The 23,964-nt window shown below is 56.9% G+C and carries 17 protein-coding genes; 7 read left to right on the top strand and 10 right to left on the bottom strand.

The genetic code is table 11. The annotated features are described in order from the left end of the window. Nucleotides 1–56 precede the first annotated feature (56 nt). From glnD to IBT46_RS08325, 3 genes are all read left to right on the top strand, one after another. The gene (gene glnD / locus IBT46_RS08335) at nucleotides 57–2,714 is read left to right on the top strand and encodes a bifunctional uridylyltransferase/uridylyl-removing protein GlnD (protein WP_200545296.1); all 2,658 of its coding nucleotides are present in this window, start codon (nucleotides 57–59) and stop codon (nucleotides 2,712–2,714) included. 96 nt (nucleotides 2,715–2,810) lie between these two features. Then, nucleotides 2,811–3,635: a 2,3,4,5-tetrahydropyridine-2,6-dicarboxylate N-succinyltransferase gene (dapD, locus tag IBT46_RS08330; protein ID WP_105595437.1), complete on the top strand. Its 825-nt coding sequence runs from the start codon at nucleotides 2,811–2,813 to the stop codon at nucleotides 3,633–3,635. Between the two features lie 334 nt (nucleotides 3,636–3,969). Beyond that, nucleotides 3,970–4,362, top strand: coding sequence for a DUF3461 family protein (locus tag IBT46_RS08325; RefSeq protein ID WP_200545295.1), 393 nt, complete (start codon nucleotides 3,970–3,972; stop codon nucleotides 4,360–4,362). 102 nt (nucleotides 4,363–4,464) lie between these two features. On the opposite strand, the gene degP is transcribed toward IBT46_RS08325, so the two are convergent. Next, nucleotides 4,465–5,904, bottom strand: coding sequence for a serine endoprotease DegP (gene degP / locus IBT46_RS08320; RefSeq protein ID WP_200545294.1), 1,440 nt, complete (start codon nucleotides 5,902–5,904; stop codon nucleotides 4,465–4,467). Between the two features lie 146 nt (nucleotides 5,905–6,050). Further along, entirely contained in the window at nucleotides 6,051–7,556 is a 1,506-nt protein-coding gene (gene dgt, locus IBT46_RS08315; RefSeq protein ID WP_200545293.1) for a dGTPase, read from the bottom strand. An 89-nt stretch (nucleotides 7,557–7,645) separates the two neighbouring features. Between dgt and mtnN the strand changes: the two genes are divergently transcribed. From mtnN to IBT46_RS08300, 3 genes are all read left to right on the top strand, one after another. Continuing rightward, nucleotides 7,646–8,344, top strand: a complete 699-nt coding sequence (gene mtnN, locus IBT46_RS08310) for a 5'-methylthioadenosine/S-adenosylhomocysteine nucleosidase (RefSeq protein ID WP_200545292.1) — start codon at nucleotides 7,646–7,648, stop codon at nucleotides 8,342–8,344. Next, on the top strand, nucleotides 8,337–9,131 hold the full coding sequence (gene btuF / locus IBT46_RS08305; RefSeq protein WP_200545291.1) for a vitamin B12 ABC transporter substrate-binding protein BtuF: 795 nt from the start codon (nucleotides 8,337–8,339) through the stop codon (nucleotides 9,129–9,131). The genes mtnN and btuF overlap by 8 nt, the downstream gene beginning before the upstream one ends. Nucleotides 9,132–9,277: 146 nt before the next feature. After that, nucleotides 9,278–9,535, top strand: a complete 258-nt coding sequence (locus IBT46_RS08300; protein WP_200545290.1) for a hypothetical protein — start codon at nucleotides 9,278–9,280, stop codon at nucleotides 9,533–9,535. Nucleotides 9,536–9,609: 74 nt separating this feature from the next. Here the strand turns inward: IBT46_RS08300 and erpA are convergent, their stop codons facing one another. Next, nucleotides 9,610–9,954, bottom strand: a complete 345-nt coding sequence (erpA, locus tag IBT46_RS08295; RefSeq protein WP_105595431.1) for an iron-sulfur cluster insertion protein ErpA — start codon at nucleotides 9,952–9,954, stop codon at nucleotides 9,610–9,612. 275 nt (nucleotides 9,955–10,229) lie between these two features. Here erpA and hemL point away from each other — a divergent pair, with 275 nt between their 5' ends. Then, nucleotides 10,230–11,510, top strand: a complete 1,281-nt coding sequence (hemL, locus tag IBT46_RS08290) for a glutamate-1-semialdehyde 2,1-aminomutase (RefSeq protein WP_200545289.1) — start codon at nucleotides 10,230–10,232, stop codon at nucleotides 11,508–11,510. A gap of 121 nt (nucleotides 11,511–11,631) precedes the next feature. Here hemL and fhuB read toward each other — a convergent pair whose 3' ends face one another. From fhuB to hrpB, 7 genes are all read right to left on the bottom strand, one after another. Then, the gene (fhuB, locus tag IBT46_RS08285; protein ID WP_234480023.1) at nucleotides 11,632–13,611 is read right to left on the bottom strand and encodes a Fe(3+)-hydroxamate ABC transporter permease FhuB; all 1,980 of its coding nucleotides are present in this window, start codon (nucleotides 13,609–13,611) and stop codon (nucleotides 11,632–11,634) included. Next, entirely contained in the window at nucleotides 13,608–14,489 is an 882-nt protein-coding gene (gene fhuD, locus IBT46_RS08280) for a Fe(3+)-hydroxamate ABC transporter substrate-binding protein FhuD (protein WP_200545288.1), read from the bottom strand. Before fhuD ends, fhuB begins: the two co-directional genes overlap by 4 nt. A gap of 9 nt (nucleotides 14,490–14,498) precedes the next feature. Beyond that, nucleotides 14,499–15,293, bottom strand: coding sequence for a Fe3+-hydroxamate ABC transporter ATP-binding protein FhuC (fhuC, locus tag IBT46_RS08275; protein WP_200545287.1), 795 nt, complete (start codon nucleotides 15,291–15,293; stop codon nucleotides 14,499–14,501). A gap of 48 nt (nucleotides 15,294–15,341) precedes the next feature. Continuing rightward, nucleotides 15,342–17,561: a ferrichrome porin FhuA gene (gene fhuA / locus IBT46_RS08270; RefSeq protein ID WP_200545284.1), complete on the bottom strand. Its 2,220-nt coding sequence runs from the start codon at nucleotides 17,559–17,561 to the stop codon at nucleotides 15,342–15,344. A gap of 247 nt (nucleotides 17,562–17,808) precedes the next feature. Further along, entirely contained in the window at nucleotides 17,809–18,543 is a 735-nt protein-coding gene (locus IBT46_RS08265) for a phosphatase PAP2 family protein (RefSeq protein WP_234480022.1), read from the bottom strand. A gap of 294 nt (nucleotides 18,544–18,837) precedes the next feature. Beyond that, complete coding sequence (gene mrcB / locus IBT46_RS08260; RefSeq protein WP_200545327.1) at nucleotides 18,838–21,375, bottom strand: bifunctional glycosyl transferase/transpeptidase; 2,538 nt, start codon at nucleotides 21,373–21,375, stop codon at nucleotides 18,838–18,840. A 123-nt stretch (nucleotides 21,376–21,498) separates the two neighbouring features. Further along, nucleotides 21,499–23,940: an ATP-dependent helicase HrpB gene (hrpB, locus tag IBT46_RS08255; protein ID WP_200545282.1), complete on the bottom strand. Its 2,442-nt coding sequence runs from the start codon at nucleotides 23,938–23,940 to the stop codon at nucleotides 21,499–21,501. Between the last annotated feature and the right edge of the window lie 24 nt (nucleotides 23,941–23,964).

Below are 23,964 nucleotides of genomic sequence, written 5' to 3'. Positions count from 1 at the left end.
GAAGCCGGCACCCGCCGGCTTTTTTAATGTCTGCAGTATCTGTCCGGAGCGGTGAAATGAATAAAGATGTGACCGATGCCAGCACGCTGAAAATATTAACCAAGTCGCCCATACTTTGGGAAGATGCTGAAATCACTCGCGAATTCCTGAAGACTCATCTGGATAACTTTCAGCAACATCTGGCCGGAGCCTTCGATGCAGGCCAGGATGCGGAAAGCCTGATTGCCGCACGCACGTTGTTCATCGATCGGCTGCTGCGCCGTCTGTGGCGCTTCTTTGGCTTCCCGGAAAAAGAAGGTATCGCCCTGGTTGCGGTCGGCGGCTACGGGCGCGGTGAACTGCATCCGCTCTCCGATATTGATGTGCTGATCCTCAGCCGCAAGCCGCTTTCCGATGCTGACGCACAGCGTACCAGCGATCTGCTGACGCTAATGTGGGACCTCCGCCTTGAAGTCGGCCATAGCGTACGCACGCTGGAAGAGTGCCTGTTGGAAGGGCTGTCCGATCTGACCGTGGCGACCAACCTGATTGAGTCGCGCATGCTGACCGGCGATCTGGCGCTGTTTCTGGAGATGCAGAAAAACGTCTTCAGCGATGGTTTCTGGCCTTCCGACCGCTTCTTCGCGGCAAAAATTAGCGAACAGCAGGAGCGCCATAAACGTTATCACGGCACCAGCTATAACCTTGAGCCAGACATCAAAAGCAGCCCTGGCGGCCTGCGCGATATTCACACCCTGCTGTGGGTTGCGCGCCGCCACTTTGGCGCAACGTCCCTGGATGAGATGGTCGGCTTTGGCTTTTTAACTCAGGCCGAACGCAATGAACTCAACGAATGCCAGAGCTTTCTGTGGCGGATTCGCTTCGCCCTGCACCTGACGCTGACCCGCTACGATAACCGCCTGCTGTTTGACCGCCAGCTCAACGTTGCCCGACGCCTGAACTATCAGGGCGAAGGCAATGAACCGGTTGAGCGGATGATGAAGGATTTCTTCCGCGTCACCCGCCGGGTGGGCGAGCTGAACCAGATGCTACTACAGCTGTTTGATGAAGCGATTCTGGCCCTGCCGACCGACGAAAAGCCGCGGCCGATCGACGATAATTTCCAGCTGCGCGGTTCGCTTATCGACCTGCGTGATGAAAACCTGTTCAACCGCGAGCCGGAAGCGATTATGCGCATGTTTTACACCATGGTGCGCACGCCAAAAATCACCGGTATTTACTCCACTACGCTGCGCCATCTTCGCCATGCGCGGCGTAACCTGAAACAGCCGCTGTGCACCATTCCGATTGCCCGCGAGCTGTTTATGTCGATTCTGCGCCATCCGGGGGCGGTCAGCCGGGCGCTGGTTCCGATGCATCGCCACAGCGTGCTGTGGGCCTATATGCCGCAGTGGAGCAACATTGTCGGCCAGATGCAGTTCGACCTGTTCCACGCCTACACGGTTGATGAACACACCATTCGCGTGCTGCAAAAGCTGGAAAGCTTTGCCAACGAAGAAACCCGCTCTCTTCATCCACTCTGCGTAGAGCTGTGGCCGCGCCTGCCGCAGCTGGAGCTACTGCTGATGGCCGCCCTGTTCCACGACATTGCCAAAGGACGCGGCGGCGACCATTCTATTCTCGGCGCGCAGGATGCGCTGGAGTTTGCTGAGATGCACGGCCTGAACTCGCGGGAAACCCAGCTGGTTGCCTGGCTGGTGCGCCACCACCTGCTGATGTCGGTCACCGCCCAGCGCCGTGACATTCAGGACCCGACCGTTATTCAGCAGTTTGCCGAAGTGATGCAGAACGAAAACCGCCTGCGCTATCTGGTCTGCCTGACCGTCGCCGATATCTGCGCCACCAATGAAACCCTGTGGAACAGCTGGAAGCAGAGCCTGCTGCGCGAGCTGTTCTTCGCTACTGAGAAACAGCTGCGTCGGGGCATGGAAAACAGCCCTGACCTGCGCGAACGCGTGCGCCACCACCGCCTGCAGGCGCTGGCCCTTCTGCGGATGGACAATATTAACGAAGAGGCACTACATCAGATTTGGGGGCGCTGTCGCGCGGATTACTTCCTGCGACACACGCCGAATCAGCTGGCCTGGCACGCTCGCCATCTGATGAAGCACGATCTCGACCAGCCGCTGATCCTCGTCAGCCCGCAGGCGACGCGCGGCGGCACCGAGATCTTTATCTGGAGCCCGGATCGCCCTTATCTGTTTGCCGCCGTTGCTGGTGAGCTGGATCGCCGCAACCTCAGCGTTCACGACGCGCAAATCTTTACCAGCCGCGACGGCATGGCCATGGATACGTTTATCGTGCTGGAGCCAGACGGCAGCCCGCTGTCGGCCGATCGGCATGAGCTGACCCGCCACGCACTGGAACAGGCAATCACCCAGAGCAGCTGGCAGCCTCCACGTGCCCGTCGCCAGTCGGCGCGGCTGAAGCACTTTAATGTCGATACCGAGGTTAATTTTCTGCCAACCCACACCGATCGCCGCACCTACCTGGAACTCATCGCCCTCGATCAGCCAGGATTACTTGCCCGCGTAGGGGAAGTTTTTGCCGACCTGAATATTTCGCTGCACGGGGCACGGATCAGTACGATTGGGGAACGGGTAGAGGATTTATTTATCCTCGCCAACAGCGATCGGCGGGCATTAGATGCAGAAATGCGCGAAGTGCTGCAACAACGGTTGACAGAGGCCCTTAATCCAAACGATAAAGTGTGACCCGGATTTACTTTTTAACCTCGCCACCCCGCAATGCCTTATAAACCGCATTGTTATGCGGTTTCACGGGATGGCAGAACCAGGAAAGCAGAAACCATGCAACAGTTACAGAGTGTTATTGAAGCGGCCTTTGAGCGCCGTGCTGACATCACCCCAGCGAATGCTGACACCGTTACCCGTGAAGCGGTTAACCAGGTTATCGCCCTGCTGGACAGCGGTGCCCTGCGTGTCGCAGAAAAAATTGACGGCCAGTGGGTGACGCATCAGTGGCTGAAGAAAGCCGTTCTGCTCTCTTTCCGCATCAATGACAATCAGGTAATTGATGGCGCAGAGAGCCGTTACTACGACAAAGTTCCGATGAAATTCGCTGACTACGACGACGCGCGTTTCAAAAAAGAAGGCTTCCGCGTTGTACCACCGGCCGCAGTACGCCAGGGTGCCTACATCGCTCGCAACACCGTTCTGATGCCGTCTTACGTCAACATCGGTGCTTATGTTGATGAAGGCTCAATGGTGGATACCTGGGCGACCGTGGGTTCATGCGCGCAGATCGGTAAAAACGTTCACCTGTCAGGCGGCGTGGGCATCGGCGGTGTACTTGAGCCGCTGCAGGCTAACCCAACCATCATTGAAGATAACTGCTTCATCGGCGCGCGTTCTGAGATCGTCGAAGGCGTGATCGTGGAAGAAGGTGCAGTGATCTCCATGGGCGTTTACATCGGCCAGAGCACCAAAATCTATGACCGCGAAACCGGTGAAGTTCACTACGGCCGCGTACCTGCTGGCTCCGTAGTGGTTTCCGGCAACCTGCCGTCTAAAGACGGTAGCTACAGCCTTTACTGCGCGGTGATCGTGAAGAAAGTTGACGCGAAAACCCGTGGCAAAGTCGGTATTAACGAGCTGCTGCGTACCATCGACTGATTTATCTGCGGGCCGCTGCGGCGGCCCGTAATTTTTTCTTTACGCTTTTCCGTTACACAACCGCTTTTTTGCCTTTCATCAGATAGTGATATTGCGCACATTCCAGGCGTATAATCCGCGCCAGTTAATTCCAGTATTAATTTTAAACGATCCTGACTGTTTCAGATGCATCCTCTGGATACACCGTTGTTTGAAACACATGAGCTAAGTGAAGACAAGGCGTAAGCGCGCAGCCACCTCAGCGTACCCGGTACGTGAGGAAGGCCAGCTCTGCACAACGCAGTAGTCACCACGCGCAGCCGGATCTTCACCTGAGTTATAAGGAACCGATGCTATGTATGATAATTTAAAAGGTCTGGGTATTTCTTCGCCCGAAGATATCGATCGCTACAGCCTGCGTCAGGAAGCGAATAACGACATCCTGAAAATCTATTTCCGCAAGGATAAAGGCGAGTTCTTTGCCAAAAGTGTAAAATTCAAATATCCGCGCCAGCGTAAAACCGTGGTGGCCGATAACGCCAGCCAGGGCTACAAAGAGATTCAGGAAATCAGCCCAAACCTGCGCTATGTGATTGATGAACTGGATCAGATCTGCCAGCGTGACCAGGTTGAAGTCGATCTGAAACGCAAAATCCTTGACGATCTGCGTCATCTGGAAAGCGTGGTATCCAATAAAATCGCTGAGATCGAATCTGACCTGGATAAGCTGACCCGCGGCGGTCGCTAATTTATTCCGTTCGGCAGAATTAAAAAAAAACGGTGCTATTTATTAGCACCGTTTTTTTATTGTCCGTCAGAAACGGCCGGATAGCCGGCCGTTATTCTGAGCTTACTGCATCAGCAGATAAATAGAGCTGTCACCACGCTGAATATTCAGCGCCAGCACGGACGGTTTGGCATCCAGAATTTTACGCAGCTCACCAAGGTTGGTAATTGGCTGCTGGTTAACACCGAGGATGATATCGTCTTTCTTCAGGCCAATACGCGCCGCAGCCGAACCGGCTTTCACGCTGTCGACCTTCACGCCCTTAACGTTTTTACTGTCGTAGTTGCTCAGTGCCGCCCCTTCAACACCGGTGTAAATCGTGCCGGAATCCACCTTCACGCCCGCGCCCTGCTGCAGCTCAACGTTGACCGTCAGCGGCTTGCCGTCGCGGATCAGGCCCAGTTCCATCTTGGTTCCCACCGGCAGCGAGCCGACTTCGGCGCGCAGCGCGGCAAAGCTGGAGATCGGCTTTTTATTCAGCGAGACAATCACGTCACCGGCTTTCACCCCGGCCTGCGCCGCAGAGGACTTCGGCAGCACCTGGCTGACGAACGCACCGCGCTGGGCATCGACTTTCATCGCCTTCGCCAGCTCGGAGTTCAGCTCGGTACCCATAATTCCCAGCTCGCCGCGTTTCACCTGGCCGAACTCAACCATCTGGCTGGTCAGGTTTTTCACCATATTACTGGGGATAGCGAAGCCGATACCGATGTTACCGCCGTCCGGTGCCAGGATCGCCGTGTTGATCCCGATCAGTTCACCGTTCAGGTTAACCAGCGCACCGCCGGAGTTACCCCGGTTGATGGCGGCATCGGTCTGAATAAAGTTCTCGTAGTTTTCAACGTTAAGGCCGCTGCGGCCCAGCGCGGATACGATGCCCGAGGTCACGGTTTCACCCAGACCGTAAGGGTTACCGATAGCTACGGTATAATCACCTACGCGCAGGCTGTCGGAATCGGCAATTTTCACTGCAGTCAGATTCTTGGCATCTTTCAGCTGGATCAGCGCGATATCAGAGCGCGGATCTTTACCAATCACCTTCGCGTCATACTTACGGCCATCGCTCAGCTGCACCAAAATTTTGGTGGCGTTATCCACCACGTGGTTGTTGGTCACCACATAGCCTTTAGCGGCATCAATCACCACACCGGAACCGAGCGCGCGGAATTTCTGCTGCTGCGTATCATCACCGCCCGCACCGCCCTGACCGCCCTGGCACATTGGCGAGCTCTGGAATGGCGAACCGTCCTGGCAGAACGGAGAATTATCGCCAAAGAACTGCTGGAACTGCTGCGGCAGGCGTGGAGTCCGCACGGTGGTGCTACCTTCGATATTAATGCTGACCACGGAAGGCATCACTTTTTCCAGCATCGGTGCCAGGCTTGGCAGCTGCTGAGTGGAGGTTGTTGATGACGCGGTTTCAGCGGCACTGGCGGTAACAGGGCTCATTGCCAGTCCAATGCTGAAGGCCAGTGCGCTTAGTGCTAACGTTGTTTTTTTCATTCGTTGGATTCTCAAGTGATTCAGTTAAGTAACCATTGCTGCGGTCGTGTCATTGAGATTAATTTTTTAGCGCGAAGTTCATGTTTGAATATTGATGAAAAGTAAAAAATTATTGTGCATCTTTACAAAACTCATCACTGGCATTTTTATTCTACCGCCATCAAACGGCGGTACTCATCCCAGGCATACAGATCGGTCATTCCACTAATGTAATCCTGCAACAGGCGGGCGCGATAATAATATTCCCAGATTTCGGTCTCAGCGGGGGTTTTATCCAGCCGTTCAACCGCTTCATTATAGGCCTGGCGGAAACGGGTAGACAGCTTATGAAAAAGCCGCGTTTCGATCGGATATCCTTTCAGATAATCTTTTTCAACCAGCTCGCTAAATTCTTGCTGTGTCAGCAGCAGCAGCGGACGGTAGATATCCAGCAGCCCGCTGATCACGCGATATCCCTGTAGCTCCAGCTGTTCCACCTCGGGATGGTTAAAAACATGGCGAAAAGCGACTTTCTTAAAGATATCCAGCAGCAGGCTGTGCGGGCTGCCGTCCTCCAGCAGGGCTTCATTAAACTCGCCGTGATAGACCTCGGGAAGATTATCGATAAAACGATTTGCAGCATGCGGCACCAGGCGAGAAACGGTATTCACCCGTAAATACATAAAGAACTGGTCTTCGTTGCAACGGTCGGCGGGCGTTCTGCGCGACTTCTCCAGCGCAACGGTAATCACCTCAGAAAACAGGTCATCGGACTGATGTTTCGGCCAAAGCCGGTATAAATGCTCGTAAAGCTGCTCAACGGTAAAAATATTTTTTTCTACCGCATCTTCCAGATCGGCAACGCAGTAAGAAATATCATCCGCCGCTTCCATAATATAGGTCAGTGGGAAACGGCAGTGTGGCTCTAAATCTAATTCCTGCCGCAAATTTGCGACATATTCTTCTTCAGCGAGATAATACCCCGGCTTTTTCATCAAATAACGATGGCTGACGGGGATATCGCCGGTAAACCAGGCGGGGCGCGTATATTTTAAAATACAGCCGACCTGCGCCCACGTCAGATTCATTTTCATCAGCGTATGTACCATGCGGATCGCCTGCGCATTACCTTCGAAGTGAGATAAATCTTGACGAATCTTTGCACGCAGCGGGTCAAGGCCATCTTCTTTACTGCGTAAAACCGCCACCTCACAGCGATCGGCAGTGGCACTTTGCGGCTGCCAGTCAGCATCCAACCGCTGGCGGAACCAGTCGTTAATCGCCGACTCGCCGAAATGACCAAACGGCGGGTTGCCGATATCGTGCATCAGGCAGGCCATCTCGACGATGCTTTCAAACGGCCCGGTCAGTTGCGACAGCCCCAGCTGTTCCAGCTGCCCCTGCTCCTTCAGTCGGGTGAGCACCTCTTTGGCGATATAGCGCCCCACCTGCTGCACCTCCAGCGAGTGCGTCAGCCGGGTTCGTACCGCGGCGTTGCGCTCCAGCGGAAAGACCTGGGTTTTCTGCTGCAGCCGACGAATGGCCGCCGAGTTAACGATCCGCCCGCGCTCGCTTTCAAAAATGCGCAGGATCTCGTGCTCGTCCTTCTCACCTTCATAGGGACGATAGCAGCGCTGCCAGTTAATTTTTTTGCGAAAGTCGATCCCGGTCATCCGGAGTTCCCTGTTATTTCCATCATGTTGCCATGATAGACTATGCGCCGAAAACCACGAAAAATTCCACTGAAATAGCGAGTATCCCCATGAAAGCAGGCATTATTGGTGCAATGGAACAGGAAGTGACGCTGCTGCGTGACAAGATTGAAAACCGTCAAACGCTCACGCTGGCAGGCTGCGAAATCTATACCGGTACGTTAAACGGCGTCGAGGTGGCCCTGCTGAAATCCGGCATTGGTAAAGTCTCCGCCGCGCTGGGCACCACGCTGCTGCTGGAACTGTGTAAACCCGACTTCATTATTAACACCGGTTCTGCCGGTGGCCTGGCCCCGTCGCTGAAAGTCGGTGATATCGTCGTTTCCGATGAAGTGCGCTATCACGATGCCGACGTTACCGCCTTCGGCTACGAGCCGGGCCAGATGGCCGGCTGCCCGGCAGCGTTTAAAGCCAACGATAAGCTGATTGCGGCGGCAGAACAGTGCATCAGCGATCTGCAGCTGAATGCGGTACGCGGCCTAGTGGTTAGCGGCGACGCCTTTATCAACGGTGCAGAGCCGCTGGCGCGCATTCGCGGCACCTTCCCGCAGGCGATCGCCGTCGAGATGGAAGCCACGGCAATCGGCCACGTTTGCCATCAGTTCAGCACGCCGTTTGTGGTCGTCCGCGCGATCTCCGATGTGGCGGATAAAGAATCCCACCTCAGCTTTGACGAGTTCCTGGCCGTTGCCGCCACGCAGTCTTCCCTGATGGTTGAAACGCTGCTGGCCCGCCTGGCCAATGGCTAAAGGCCTTATCGCCCTGCTGCTGTGGCTGACCTTCTCCGCAGCAGCGGCACCGCAGCGGGTGGTCACACTGGCCCCCAATCTTACCGAACTGGCGTTTGCGGCTGGCATCACGCCGGTCGGTGTGAGCGACTATTCGGATTATCCTGCGGTGGCAAAAAGTATTGTTCACGTGGCCAACTGGCAGGGGATCAATACCGAAAAGCTGCTGAGCCTGAAGCCCGATCTGGTCATCGCCTGGCGCGGAGGAACATCACCGCGCCAGATCGAGCAGCTCCAGTCGCTGGGCGTGAAGGTGCTGTGGCTGGCCCCGGACTCTATCGAACAGCTTATCGCTACCCTGCGTCAGCTTGCAGAGTACAGCCCGCAGCCGCAGCAGGCAGAGCTGGCCGCTGCCACACTTCAGCAGCAGTTCGACGATCTTCAGCAGCGCTATCGCCAGCCGCAGCGTAAGCGGGTGTTTTTGCAGTTCGGTATGAAGCCGCTGTTTACCGCAGCGGATAACACGCTGCAAAACGAAGTGCTCGGGCTGTGCGGCGGAGAGAATATTTTTTCCGACAGCCGCGTGCCCTGGCCGCAGGTCAGCCGTGAGCAGGTGCTGGTGCGCCAGCCGCAGGCCATCGTGATGCCGGGTGACGCCGCCCGGGCCGTGACGGTTGAACAGTTCTGGCAACCACAGCTTAAGGTTCCGGTCTATACGGTCAACGACGACTGGTTCAGCCGGGCCGGGCCGCGCATCATTCAGGCCGCGCGGCAGCTTTGCGCCCAATTACAGCCCGACAGAAAGTAAGAAATACCCATAACGCAGTTAAGAATCGCGCACTGAATGCCGCTTTTTGGCCAGTAGCGTGAAGAAGAAATACGGTAGCCGTGCAGCCGCACAAGCTACCTGATTTTGGCCAACAGGCCTTATTGAAACATCAGGAAAATCAGATCATGAAAACCGTTTATCTGTCTCTGGGACTGATAATGGCGGCGCATACCTGTGTGGCTGCGACCAGCGGCACCATTGGTGTGCAACTCACCATCATTGCACCACTGTGCCAGGTTAATGGCAGTATGTCAGCCACCTCACACCTGCCCACCGTCGCCTGCGGCACGCGCAACGACGTTCAGCCGAAAATCACCGAGGCGATTCTCAGCCCAAAAACGGAAACCGATCTGGAAAAAAGGCTCATCACCGTTGAATGGTAAAGCCCTGCCCGGCACCGCTGTGCCGGGTGATTACCCTTACCGTGCAGGCCAGGGTAATCTCAGAAGAGAAGCAATCAGATGCTGAAGGAGGAACCGCAGCCGCAGGTGGTTTTCGCATTCGGGTTGGTCACAATAAAGCGCGAACCTTCCAGCCCTTCGGTATAGTCCACCGCGCCGCCGACCAGATACTGCAGGCTCATCGGATCGACAACCAGCGCTACGCCCGCTTTCTCGATAGTCATGTCACCGTCGTTAATTTTATCGTCAAAAGTGAAGCCGTACTGGAAACCGCTGCAACCACCGCCGGTGATATACACGCGCAGTTTCAGATCCGGGTTGTTCTCATCGGAAATCAGATTCTTCACTTTACTGGCCGCTGCTTCGGTAAACTGCAGGGGTACGGCTACGTCGTCGCTCATTTAAAATACTCCAGGATGCACTCAGGCCATTTGCCTGACAGGTCATTATTCGACCATTGTTATGGCTATTATCTTATACGCAGGGGTAGCAATCAAGTTATGGCTGTACCACCCCGTGCGGTGATCCCTATCTGCTGCCCTACCGTACTCAGAGTGCGGGCAGATAGTGTGGAATACAAGCGCAGTCGCTGAGTTAATTTTTTCTGCCTTTCGTTTCGCGCAGGTGTTCCCTTAGAATAGACGGGTTTTTTTAATGAATAATCAGGAGCGGTTCCATGAGTAAGTCTGAAAACCTGTACGCTCAGGCGCAGCAATTCATCCCCGGCGGCGTGAATTCGCCGGTGCGAGCCTTTACCGGCGTCGGCGGCGTGCCGCTCTTCATTGAACGCGCCGACGGTGCCTGGCTGTATGACGCCGACGGCAAAGCCTATATCGACTACGTCGGTTCCTGGGGGCCAATGGTTCTCGGTCACAACCATCCCGCTATTCGCAATGCGGTGATCGAGGCGGCCGAGCGCGGCCTCAGCTTCGGTGCGCCAACCGAGATGGAAGTGAAAATGGCGCAGCTGGTCACCGAACTGGTGCCGACCATGGATACGGTGCGCATGGTTAACTCGGGAACCGAAGCCACCATGAGCGCCATTCGCCTGGCGCGCGGCTTCACCCACCGCGATAAAATCATCAAATTTGAAGGCTGCTACCATGGCCACGCCGACTGCCTGCTGGTGAAAGCCGGTTCCGGCGCGCTGACCCTCGGCCAGCCGAACTCTCCGGGTGTCCCGGCCGATTTCGCCAAACATACGCTGACCTGCACCTATAACGATCTCGACAGCGTACGTGCCGCCTTCGAGCAGTACCCGGAAGATATCGCCTGTATCATCGTTGAGCCAGTGGCCGGGAATATGAACTGCATCCCACCGCTGCCGGAGTTCCTGCCGGGCCTGCGCGCGCTGTGCGATGAGTTCGGCGCGTTGCTGATTATCGATGAAGTGATGACCGGTTTCCGCGTGGCGCTGGCGGGTGCGCAGGCTTACTACGACGTTGAGCCGGATCTGACATGCCTGGGCAAAATCATCGGCGGCGGTATGCCGGTGGGCGCGTTCGGCGGTCGCCGTGAGGTGATGGATGCGCTGGCGCCGGTTGGTCCGGTTTACCAGGCGGGCACGCTTTCCGGCAACCCGATTGCGATGGCGGCAGGATACGCCTGCCTGACCGAAATATCTCAGCCGGGTACCCATGCCACACTGACCGATCTGACGACTGAACTGGCGGAAGGCCTGCTGGAAGCCGCCGCGGCGGAAAATATCCCGCTGGTGGTGAACCACGTCGGCGGCATGTTTGGTCTGTTCTTTACCGATGCAAAGACCGTCACCAGCTACGCAGACGTGACAAAATGCGATGTGGAACGCTTTAAGCGCTTCTTCCACCTGATGCTGGAAGAAGGGGTGTATTTCGCACCTTCCGCATTTGAGGCCGGCTTTATGTCCCTCGCACACAGTAAAGAGGATATCCAGCGCACGATTTCTGCTGCACGCCGCAGTTTCGCCAAGCTGTAATCACGCTCCCTCGTATCGCGTCAGCGGCCATCTGTCGCTGACCTCAGCATAAAAAACGGGGCTTTCGCCCCGTTCATATTGCTGATGAACCCCTTTTTTCAGATGGGGTTCGTCTTTTTCATCACGACTTCCGCAGCAGATAAACAAAGTACGGCGCGCCGATAAAGGTTGCCAGCACCCCCGCCGGGATCTGATTGGGGAAGGCCAGCATGCGCCCGCACCAGTCGGCCGCGACCATCAGGCCACCGCCCAGCAGCGCAGCCATCACCTGCTGCGGTAGCGCGCGGCGGAAGCCGAGCATACGCGCCATATGCGGTGCCATAAGCCCGACAAAACTCAGCGGACCAATGGTTAACGTCGCGGCAGCGGTCAGACAGGCCGCCAGCAGCAGCAGGGCCAGCCGCGAAGGCGTCAGCGCCATGCCTACCGCTTTCGCCGTCATGCCGCCCAGCGGCAGCACGGTCAGCCAGCGACGGCAGAGCGGCACCAGCGCAATCAGCACCACGGCGATGATCACCGTGCGCAGCGCCTGCGGGGCATCGATTTTGTAGGTCGATCCCGCCATCCAGGTCAGCAGGCTGGCCATCCGCGGATCGCCGCTGGCCAGCAGCAGCATGGTGATGGTGGTAAAGGCGGTACTCAGTGCCATCCCCGCCAGCAGCATACGTTCCGGCGAGAAACCACCCCGCCCGGCAGCAATCGAGATGATCAGCAGCGTCACCGCCGCCCCCAGCGTACCCGCAGGCAGCAGCCAGCCAAACGCATCACCGGGCACGATAAACAGCATGATCACCACGCCGAAGGCGGCACCGGAGCTGATGCCCAGCACTTCCGGGCTGGCCATCGCATTCCCCGTCAGGCGCTGCACCATACAGCCCGCCACGCCGAGCATCATCCCGGTGGCCAGCGCGGCCACCAACCTTGGGCCACGCCACGGCAGCAGCTGCTGCCAGAGGTCACCGGTTGCCCATACCCAGCCATCGGCATTGCGGCCAAAGCTCAGTGCGATCGCCGCCAGCACCAGCATGACTCCGCCGCCGCACAGCGACCAGAGCAGCACGTTCTGCCGTTCCGCCGGCACGCGATCGCCAAAGTTCATCGCCGGACCGCTGCCACCGGTCCGCAGGCGCGGCAGCAGCCACAGCAGCAGCGGCGCACCGATCACTGCGGTAACCGTACCGGTGGAAATTTCCCCCAGCCGATCGGTCAGCCACAGCACGCACTGGTCCGCCAGCCACAGCAGCAGCGCACCGATCAGCGGTGCCAGCAGCAGACGGCTGAACAGACGACGGAAGCCGAGCATCTTCGCCAGTAGCGGAGAGAACAGCCCGATAAAGCCGATAATCCCGGCAGCATTCACCAGCGAGGCGCTGATCAGAATGGCGATCGCCAGTACGGCAAAACGCGCCAGCGACAGCCCCAGCCCAAGGTTTTTCGCCACGCCGTCGTCCAGGCCCATCAGGGTCATCGGCCGCAGCATCAGCAACGTCAGCACCACACCGGCCAGCAGGCGCGGCCAGATAAAGCTGACGTTGCTCCAGTCCATCTGATTCAGTGAACCGGTGCTCCACAGGAACATGTTTTGCAGTTGGTCATGGTTAAAGATGGCGAAAATCTGGTTTACCGCACCGCAGTAGAGCGACAGCACCAGCCCGGCGAGGATTAGCGTTACCGGCGACATGCGTTTACCCCACGCCACGCCAAACACCAGCAGACCGATAGCCACCGCTCCGATGGTCGCCGCCAGCTGCTGGGTGACTAATCCACCGGGCAGGCTCCAGAGCGTAGCCACAGTGATACCGAGCTGAGCACCGCTAGCCACGCCAAGCGTGGTTGGCTCCGCCAGCGGGTTGCGCAATACCTGCTGGAACAGCAGGCCGACCAGCCCCAGCCCGGCACCGACCAGCAGCGACAGCGCAAGGCGCGAAAGCAGGCTGTGGTGGAACACCATTTGCTGAATGTTATCGGCGTCCGGGGAGCGCAGCGCCAGCAGCCACTGATCCATCGGCAGATGATGTTTAAAGTTACTGAGGGTCAGCAGCAGCGCGGAAACAAACAGCAGCAGCAGCAGGAAAATGGGTAAGCGATACGTTTTGATCATTTTTCCCCCAGCGCGCTGTCAAGAGTATGGATCAGCTGAATAGCCGACAGCGTTGCGCCGTAGAACCACACGCGCGGCACCTGGCGGAAACGGCCCTCGCGGACAAACGGCAGCGACTGCCAGAGCGAAGCGGACGTCACCTGGTCGATAATATTCTGGTTGTCGTGCTCAAAGTTAATCGCCTCAACATCGTGCATATCGGCCAGCCGTTCAATACCGACCACCACGCTGCCCCAAAAGGTACTCTCCCCTTTCCAGGCATTAACCAGCCCCAGATCGTCCATCACCTGCTGGAACAGACCGTTGGCGCTGAACACAATGGCATGGCGTGCGTCAAAGATAGACATCAGCAGCAGCGGGCGCTGCGGTCGCGCCGCCAGACGGGTTTTCACCCGCAGGATCAGCGCATCCAGCTCGGCAAGGTGGGCCTCCGCCTGCGGCACGCGCTGAATACGCTTAGCCAGCGCCATCAGCGAATCACGCGCGGCGCTCAGCGGTTTACCTTTACCGTCGTTAAAGGAAAAGCCCATACCCGGCGCGATGCGCTCGAAGCGGGCCGGATCGGGACCGTAGCCCTGAGAATAGAGGATCAGCGACGGCCGCATCTGGGTGAGCAGCTCAAGATTAGGTTCGGTACGTAGCCCGACATCAACAACCGAAGCCGGCAGCTCCGGCTTGCCGACCCACTGGCGGTAATTAAACAGTTCGGCCGCGCCCATTGGCGTTACGCCCAGCGCCATCAACAGCTCCAGCGGCAGCCACTCCAGTGCGATAATCCGCTCTTCGGTCGGCAGTTGGGCAATGGCGGGAAGATGGGCGAGCAGCGGAGAAAAAGCGAGCGCCGTCAGCAGACGGCGGCGTGTGATATCCGGGGTCACAATCAATCCTTAGTAAACAAAGCTTACCGGTGCCCCACCCTGCGGATGCGGCAATATCCCCATTGGAATACCGTAAATTTCCTGTAGCACGTCGCCGTTCATAATCGCTTCGGGATCGCCCTGAGCAATCATTTCACCGCCGCGCAGCGCCACCAGGTGGTCGCAGTAGCGGGCAGCCATATTAATATCGTGCAGCACGGCAATCACCGTCAGACCACGCTCGCGGCTGAGGCGTTGGATCAGCGCCAGCACTTCAACCTGATGGGCAATATCCAGCGCGGAAGTCGGTTCATCCAGCAGCAGGCAGCGGCTGTTCTGCGCCACCAGCATGGCAATCCACGCACGCTGGCGTTCTCCTCCGGAGAGGCTGTCCACCAGTCGCTGGGCAAACGGCTTCAGGCCGACCAGCGCAATGGCTTCATCCACGCGTTCGCGGTCCTCAATACCGTAACGCCCTAACGCACCGTGCCACGGGTAGCGGCCAATCGCCACCAGCTCGCGCACCGTCATCCCTTCAGCGGCAGGCAGCTGCTGCGGCAGATAGGCCACTTCACGGGCGAAGGCTTTGTTCTGCCAGTCCGCCACCGGGCGATCGTTGAGCATCACCTGCCCCGCCGTTGCCGCATGATGGCGGCCAAGCATTTTAAGCAGGGTGGATTTACCGGAACCGTTGTGGCCAATCAGCCCACAGACTTTTCCGGCAGGAAAGGTCAGAGACAGCGGCTGAAGCAGCGTCCGGCCTGGAACGGTAAAACTGACATTATCGAGAGAGAAAGTCGTTTCTGTAGCGTGCTGAGGTTGCATAGCGATCTTCTGATTGGCGGGCGCAGCGAACTGCGCCCGGTTAGACATTTAGAAGCGGAAGGTAGCCGTACCAATGATTTGACGATCCGCGCCCCAGTAGCAGGCGTAGTCGCGGTAGCAGCTGGCAACGTATTCGCGATCGAACAGGTTGTTGATATTCACACCGACGGAAGAGCCCGGCAGGCCGAAGCGCCCCAGATCGTATTTCACCGCCGCATCAACCACCGAGTAGGAGGCTACGCTGAAGTTTTTATTAATATCGGTGCCGGTACTGTACTGACCGACGGTGTTACCCACATAGCGTATACCACTGCCGATGGTCAGGCCGCTAAGCGCCGTTTCATGGAAGGTGTAGTCGGCCCACAGGGAAGCCATATTTCTTGGCACCTGCACCGGACGCTGGCCCTGAAGCTCGGAATCTTTGGTGTACTTTGCATCGGTAAAGCTATAGGACGCCAACACATTGATATTGGCATTAACCGCTGCTTTGGCCTCCAGCTCAATGCCGCGTGAGCGAATTTCGCCGCCCATAATGCTGTAACCTGGATTCACCAGGTCAGCGGTCAGGTTTTTGGTTTTCGTCAGCTCATAGACCGCTGCGGTTACAATGATCGGCCGATCTTTCGGCACAAACTTCACGCCTGCTTCGTACTGCTTAGCGCGGGAAGGTTCAAATGCCTGCTGGGTGAACGATTTCCCTGACGTTGGAATGAAGGATTCACTGTAGCTGGCGTAAGGTGCAATACCGTTATCAAAGACGTAGTTTATGCCTCCGCGCCAGGTAAAGGCCTGGTCGTTACGCTTATCTAGCGGATCGGTTCCGGCGGCAGCATTGCGGTTGTAAACGGAGGTCATCGCATAGTCGTAACGACCGCCCAGCGTGAGGACCCAACGATCCCATTCCATCTGATCCTGCGCATACAGACCGGTCTGCTGTTGCTTGTCCACCACGCTATTCGGATAAGTGGTAACCATTGCATCTTCGCTGTACTGTGGGTTTAACAGGTCAAGTGAAGAACCGGCCAGATAGCCGAATCCAGCGTTGATATCATTGTGCATACGCTGGAAATCCACACCCAGCAGCAGAGTGTGATCCACGGCACCGGTAGCGAATTTAGCCTGTGCCTGGGTGTCAACAGCGAACGAACTCAGATCTTCATCAGAGACAGCGGTCGAGCGCTGCAGGGTTGTGGTACCCGGTATCACGCCGTAACCGTACAGGCTGCGGTAATCAGTTTGCACTTTCGCATAGCGCAGATTCTGGCGCACGGTCCAGGTGTCATTAAATTCGTGGTCGAAACTGTAGCCCACCATCTGCTGCTTGCGGGAAATTTTATTTTTCCCGTCACCGTCATCAAAATCGGTCGACAGCTTGTGCTGATTGCCATTGGCGTCGATCAGCGGAACCACCGTCCCTTCACGCGGCAGCCAGCCGTAGTAGCCGGTTTCCGGCTCGTTCTGGAAATAGCTGAGGAAGGTGAAGTTCGTTTTCTCATCTGGCTGCCAGCTGAACGAAGGCGCAATGGTGTAGCGCTTCTCTTTGTTCATCTGTTGCTGTGCGTCGGCACTGCTGGCTTTACCGGTCAGACGATAGGAAAATTCGTTGTTGTCATCCAGCGCGCCGCCAAAATCAAAACCGGTGGCATAAAGGTTGTTACTGCCCATCTGGAACTGAACTTCACGCAGCGTTTCCGTGGTCGGACGCTTGCTGATCATCGATACAATTCCACCTGGGTTGCTACGCCCGTAAAGCACGGACGTAGGACCACGCAGCAACTCCGCGCGCTCCAGGAAGTAAGGATCGATGCTAAATTCAGAATAGAAGTCAGCGGGTAATTTCAGGCCATTAAAATACTGATTGGTATTGGTTTCGCTAAAGCCGCGAATCGCCAGCGCGTCAATGACGTTAGAGGCACCACGGTTACCGACCATTACTCCCGCACTGTAGCCAAAAGCCTCTTTGACCGACTGCGGCTGGCGCAGTTCGATTTCCTGGCTGGTCACCACCGAAACGGACTGGGGATTCTTTTCAAGCGCCGTATCTGTTTTCGTTCCGGTTGCCGAACGTTTTGCGGCTATTGTTGGTGCCGGTCCCCATGCACTTTCCTGCGGTCCATTCGCGGCGTTAGCACTCACGGTGATCGTCTGTTCACCGGCGGCAATTGCATTGCCGATCCCCGCCAGCGACAGGGCAACAAAAATTGCCAGCTGACGCTTACGGGTGTTTATGTTTGAATTATTTGATGAAAAATCACGCGAATGGGCCATATTGCTTTTCTCTGAACAAAGAGTGATTGAGTGAGTGGTAAATGTGAAGCTAAACGAGAATTATTATTATAACGATTAGATAATATGCGAAACAAAGCAAGTTCTGCAAGAAAAAATCGGCTTGTTGAAACGCAGAAAGGGTTACGTGCATATTGCCCACGTAACCCGAAAGGAGATTATTGTTTGCGCGGTTAAAAATAATATCTATATCAAATCAATAATCCTGCTGGAAATAGATTAAAGATACTTACGGATGAAGTTCGGATTTAACCTGTTCTATTTGTTTATGGAATTCAGGCAGCGTTTCCAGACGCGCATATTCCGTTGCACCAACATATCGACCCGCGTCAACATCGCTCTGCCAGTGATCTCCACAAATTACCCTGCTCTGACCAAATTCATAGCCTTTCTTCATGAGCTCTTTTGCCCGTTCAGGTTTTGCCTGGGAGAATGTCAGCGCCGTCACTGTTCCAAAGGCGGTATGCCCGGACGGATAGGAACCATTTTTTCTTAATGCCGGCTCATCGGCCGGTAAACAGGTCGGATTATTAAACACCACGAAAGGACGGATTCTCATATAATGCTGCTTCGCACGGTTGCTGGCATAGTCGGCTCCCACCACCAGTAACTCCCCCAGCATTTTCCAGGTTGCAGGCGTCGTCGCCTCACTGATGTTAACACCCAGCGCTTCCGACCAGACTTTCGCCTGGTTGGCCTGATGAAGATCGGCATCTTCCGCCGCCTGCTTCCAGCGCGCCGATCCCTTCATTTTGAAGCCGTTACGATAGGCCGCTTTGTCATTTTCAAAGACAGCATCCCCCTGTTTCGGCGGCGGTGGCAGGTAGTAAAGGCTGTCGACGGTATAAGATTCTTCGTGAAGTGGAGCGGGCTTTAATTGCGGTTGTTCGGCTGCCTGAATGGCGGTCGTCGATAATAACGTAGCACTAAACAGCAAGCTGGAAACAATTAAATTATGCTTCATGCATTATCCCCTTAATAAAATTAATCAGCGATCCCATACTCTCTGAAACAGATGTTTAAAAAATGCGCTCACGATCCTGTTTTTATAAAAGGATGTAAAATAAAAGTTTAAATAGCACGCAAGGTTAAAATAAATAGTTAATACAAACAATTAATTATTCACAAATCCCATAAGAATAAAAAACCCGAATTGATAACAATATCGAATTCGGGTCTTATTTTTTACTGATATGCCGAAGTGCGCTTTATTTCCGGGGAGATTATCTCCCCGGTTATGCTGATATGTTCAGGTTGATTATTGACCGAACATATCCTTAATCCAGCCAGCGACGCCATCGCTATCCTTCTGCTGATCCTGTGACTGCTGCGGCTGAGTCTGCGGCTGCCCCTGAGGATTCTGCTGAGGATTGTTGTTTTGCTGCAGCATATGCTGCTGTTGTTGCTGCTGACAGAGCGCATCGGCGTCGGTGGTCCATACCGGCAGGGAGCGCCAGCTGCTGCTGCCTGAGCCACAAACAAAGTTACCGGCAGAGTCGACGTTCATTCGGGCGATGTCCTCAGGAGGCGTCAGCTGCAGCGGCATCGGTGCCTGATTTTCCAGATAGCGGCGATACAGCTGCATCGCCCCGCTGGCCCCGTACAGCTTGGTCGGCTGGTTGTTATCACGACCAATCCAGGTAATCGCCACTTCTTTACCATCGATCCCGGCAAACCAGCTGTCCACCAGGTTATTGGTCGTACCGGTTTTCCCTGCCAGCATCGCTTTCGGATATTTGGCACCCAGCGCACGCGCCGTACCGTGATCGGCAACCTGCTGCATGGTATAGAGCGTCAGGTAAGCCGCCTGCGCGCTGATCGTACGCTCCGCCTGCGGGAAGCTCTGATACAGCACGGTACCGTCTTCCGCAATCACCGAGCGTAACGCCGACAGTGGAGCACGGTTACCGCCGCTGGCAATCGTCTGGAAAGCCTGCGCAACTTCAACTGGCGTCAGGTTCAACGCACCCAGCAGCATAGCCGGAACCGGCTGCAGCTGATCTTTCGGCACGCCCAGCTTAGTCCAGGTATCCACCACCTGCGGCAGGCCCAGCGTCATCCCCAGATTCACCGTCGGCACGTTCATCGAGTTGGTCAGCGCATCCACCAGCATCACCTGGCCGCTGAAGCGATGATCGTCATTCTGCGGACGCCAGATCTGGCCGTTAGGCTGCTTCAGCGAGATCGGATTATCGGCAATCCACGTGTTCAAACGATAGGTATCCGGCTGGCTCAACGCGGTCAGATAGGTCGCTGGTTTCGCCAGTGAACCAATTGAACGCCGCGCCTGAAGCGCACGGTTATAGCCGGCAAACTGCGGATCGGCACCGCCGACCATTGCGCGCACTTCACCGCTGAAGCGATCGACCACCACCATCGCGGTTTCCAGATCGTTCAGGCCACGCTGTTTACGCAGCGCCGGAATGCCATCCTCAACGGATTTCTCCGCCGCATCCTGCGAAACCGAATCCAGGGTGGTGAAAATCTTCACGCCGGAGAGATCTTTAACCTTATCACCCAGCTTCGCCTGCAGCTCGTTACGTACCATCTGCATAAATGCAGGCTGCGGCGTAATCACTCCACCTTTCGGCTGCACGCCCAGCGGACGCGCGCTCAGCATGTCGTAGAGTTCCTGGTCGATCACGTTTTGCTGCTGTAACAGACGCAGCACCAGGTTACGACGCTCCAGCGCCAGCTTAGGATTGCGCCACGGGTTGTACAATGACGCGCCCTTCACCATGCCCACCAGCAGCGCCTGCTGATCGAGGCTCAGCTCATCAACCGGACGACCGAAATAGTAAAGGCTGGCCAGCGGGAAGCCACGGATCTGATCGCTGCCCGCCTGACCGAGGTAAACCTCGTTCAGATACAGTTCAAGGATACGATCCTTGCTGTAGCGGGCATCCATAATCAGCGCCATGTAGGCTTCGTTCGCCTTACGCCACAGCGAACGTTCGTTGGTCAGGAACAGGTTCTTCACCAGCTGCTGGGTCAGCGTACTGCCGCCCTGTACCGCGCGACCGGCGGTAATATTGGCGAGGAACGCACGGCCAATTGAGTAGAAGCTGATGCCGTCATGCTGATAGAAGTGACGGTCCTCGGTAGCCACCAGCGTGTCCACCAGCAGGTCCGGGAAACCAGCGCGGGGAACAAACAGGCGCTGTTCGCCGTTCGGCGACTGCAGCATGGTGATCAGCCGCGGATCGAGGCGGAAGAAACCAAAGCTGCGCCCGTTATCGAGGTTTTTAATGTCGCTCAGGCTGTTGCCGCTGAAGCTGAGACGTGCGCGGATCTGCCCCTCTTTACTGTCGGGGAAATCAAACGGACGGCGGATCATCTCAATGCTGTTGGCCTGCACGGTGAATTCACCGGGGCGCGTCATGCGCGTGACCTGGCGGTACTGCGTGCCTTCCAGCAGAGCGATCATCTCTTTTTTGTTGTAGGACATGCCCGGCTCGAGGCTGACCATACGACCATAGACCGTGGCCGGCAGCTGCCAGACTTTGCCATCAATACGGCTGCGGATCTGTGAATCAAGATAAACGCCATAGGCGGCCATCGCCACAATAAAGATCACCAGCAGTTTAAGCAGCAGTCTTAGCCAACGGCGTTTTTTACGCGGTGGTGTACCTTTTCCCTTACGTGGCACCGGGGTTACCTCCTCGTCTTCCTGGTCATCATCCTGATCGTCATATTCGTCATACTCTTCTTCCCTGTAGCGACCTTTTCCCGCAGATTTCCGCGTTGGCTTGGGCTGCTTACCTTTGCGCCCGATAGGCTCGCGATCGTCAGACATTCGTTTCATTTCTCCTGAGGCAGGCGTCGGCAACGCCGACTACTCTCGTCTTACTCTGGCTATTGTGGAAGAAGAACCTTCCGAAATAGCGCGGCCGTCATGCCAGCTAAACAAAGCCGGGGCTTATGACGGGTTGGAAAATTTTTTAACCCGCCGCGTGGGGAGCGCGCTGGCGGGATCGTCGGGCCACAGATGCTTTGGATAGCGCCCTTTCATCTCTTTTTGCACGTCACGGTATGCTCCGGCCCAGAAGGCCGCCAAATCGCGCGTTATTTGCAACGGCCGATGCGCCGGAGACAAAAGCTCCAGCACCAGCGGCACTCTTCCCTGCGCAACGCTGGGATTCTGCGCTTCGCCGTACATCTCCTGCAGTCGCACCGCCAGCACCGGGGGCTTATCATCATGGTAGACGATCGGCAGCCGACTTCCGGTGGGCACAGTGTAATGAGTTGGCAACACAGTATCCAGTTGCTGACGCTGTGACCATGTCAACATTTGTAAGAGCGCCCCCACCACATCCAGCTGCTTCAGTCCTTTACCGTCGCGTACGCCACTCATCGCCGGCAGCAGCCACTGTTCAAGCGCGGCCAGCAGCGTGGCCTCATCCGCGCCGGGCCACTCGGCCTCCGGTAGCCACTGTGCAGCACACAATAACCGCAGTCGCAGCTGTTCGGCCTGCGGCGTCCAGTTCAGCACGCTCAGCCCTTTGCCGCGCACCCAGCGCAGCATGGCGGCATGCAGTTCCTGCTCATCGGGCTTAGCCAGCGGCTGCGATTTAAGAACCAACTGGCCGATCTGTTCACGTTTCCAGGCGCGCAGCGTGCCTTTTTCTTCGTCCCACTCCACTTCCGTTTGCTGCTGTACCAGCGCCGGAACCTCACGGATCAGGGAGTCAATCGTTACCGGCAGCGCCTGCAATATTCGCGCATCGGGCTGGCTACCGCTTTGCAGCAGCGATGGCACAATCAGCCATTCGTAGCGGGTCAGCGCCTCATCATTTTCCAGCGTGGCACCGCTGCCGTTCGCCAACTGATAGCGCCCCCCATCGCCGCGGCGCCGGGCAATCCGGTCCGGGAAAGCCGCCGCCAGCAGCGGAACAAGGCGATCCTCATCCACTGTGCCACCGCTGATGCCCGCCCGCTGCTGGAGCTGCTTTGCCCGGCGCTGCCAGTGCGGCAGACGGCGATGAAAACCGTCGCGCAGGTCGATACTGCCGCGCGGTGGATCTTCAAGCATCGCCACCAGCTGCGCGGCGGTGGCAACGGCATCGGCACTGTCACCCGCTGCCGCCAGCATCACCCCGAAGCGCGGCTCGCTGCCCAGCGCAGCAATTTTACGCCCGCGCGTAGTCAGCTGTCCGCCGCCGTCTGCCACGCCCAGCTGACATAAAAGCTGTCGGGCGGCATCAATAGCCGTCTGAGGTGGGCGATCCAGCCAGTTTAGCTGATCGGCATCACGACAGCCCCACTGCAGCAGATCCAGCCAAAGGGCGGAGAGATCGCTGTGCAGGATCTCCGGTTCGCCGTGTGACGCCGCGCGCTCCGCCTGCTCTTTCGCCAGCAGATGCAGGCAGATGCCGGGTTCAAGTCGCCCGGCACGACCGGCACGCTGGGTCATCGAAGCCTGGCTGACGCGCTGGGTTTGCAGACGGGTCAGGCCGGTGCGCACATCGAACAGCGCACTACGTTCCAGCGCGCTGTCCACCACCAGCCGGATACCTTCAATCGTCAGGCTGGTTTCGGCAATATTGGTTGCCAGCACGACTTTACGCCGCCCCTCCGCCGCGGGCAGGATCGCCCTTTGCTGCTCGGACAGCGGCAGCGCGCCGTAAAGCGGGCAAAGATCGATATCGGCCGCGATCATCTCAGCCAGTTGAGTTTGCACCCGCTGGATCTCCGCCACGCCGGGCAAAAATAGCAGCAGCGATCCCGGTTCTTCACGCAGCAGCTGCGCCGTCTGCCGGGCTACCGCCTCGTCGAAACGCTGATTCGTCGCCAGCGGCTGGTAACGGCGGTCCACCGGATACGATCGCCCTTCAGACACAATCATCGGTGCCTGCGGCAGACGTTTGCTTAGCGCCGCGTTATCCAACGTTGCCGACATAATCAGCACCTTCAGATCATCACGCAGCCCCTGCTGCACATCCAGCAGCAGCGCCAGGGCCAGATCGGCCTGCAGGCTGCGTTCATGGAATTCATCAAGGATGACCAACGACACGCCGTCCAGCATCGGGTCCTGCTGCAACATGCGGGTTAAGATCCCTTCCGTCACCACCTCCAGCCGGGTCTGCGGCCCGCTGCGGCTTTCGCCGCGCATACGGTAACCGACGATCCCACCCGGCTCCTGCCCCAGCTGTTCCGCCAGCCGCTGCGCCACATTGCGTGCCGCCAGCCTGCGCGGCTCCAGCAGCAGAATGCGCCCGCTAAAGGAAGCCTGCTTTAAAATCTGTAGCGGCAGCCAGGTGGATTTCCCGGCACCGGTGGGAGCTGCCAGAAGGACCTGAGGGAAGGATTCCAGCGCCACCAGCAGCTCGGGCAAAATGGCACTGACCGGTAATGAACTCACGTTTAGCTCCATAACAACATGGTC

The organism is Erwinia sp. S38 (genome assembly GCF_016624545.1).
Lineage (GTDB): Bacteria > Pseudomonadota > Gammaproteobacteria > Enterobacterales > Enterobacteriaceae > Erwinia > Erwinia coffeiphila.
Note: the sequence above shows the minus strand (reverse complement) of the source record. Positions and strands in the feature narration are given on the sequence as shown.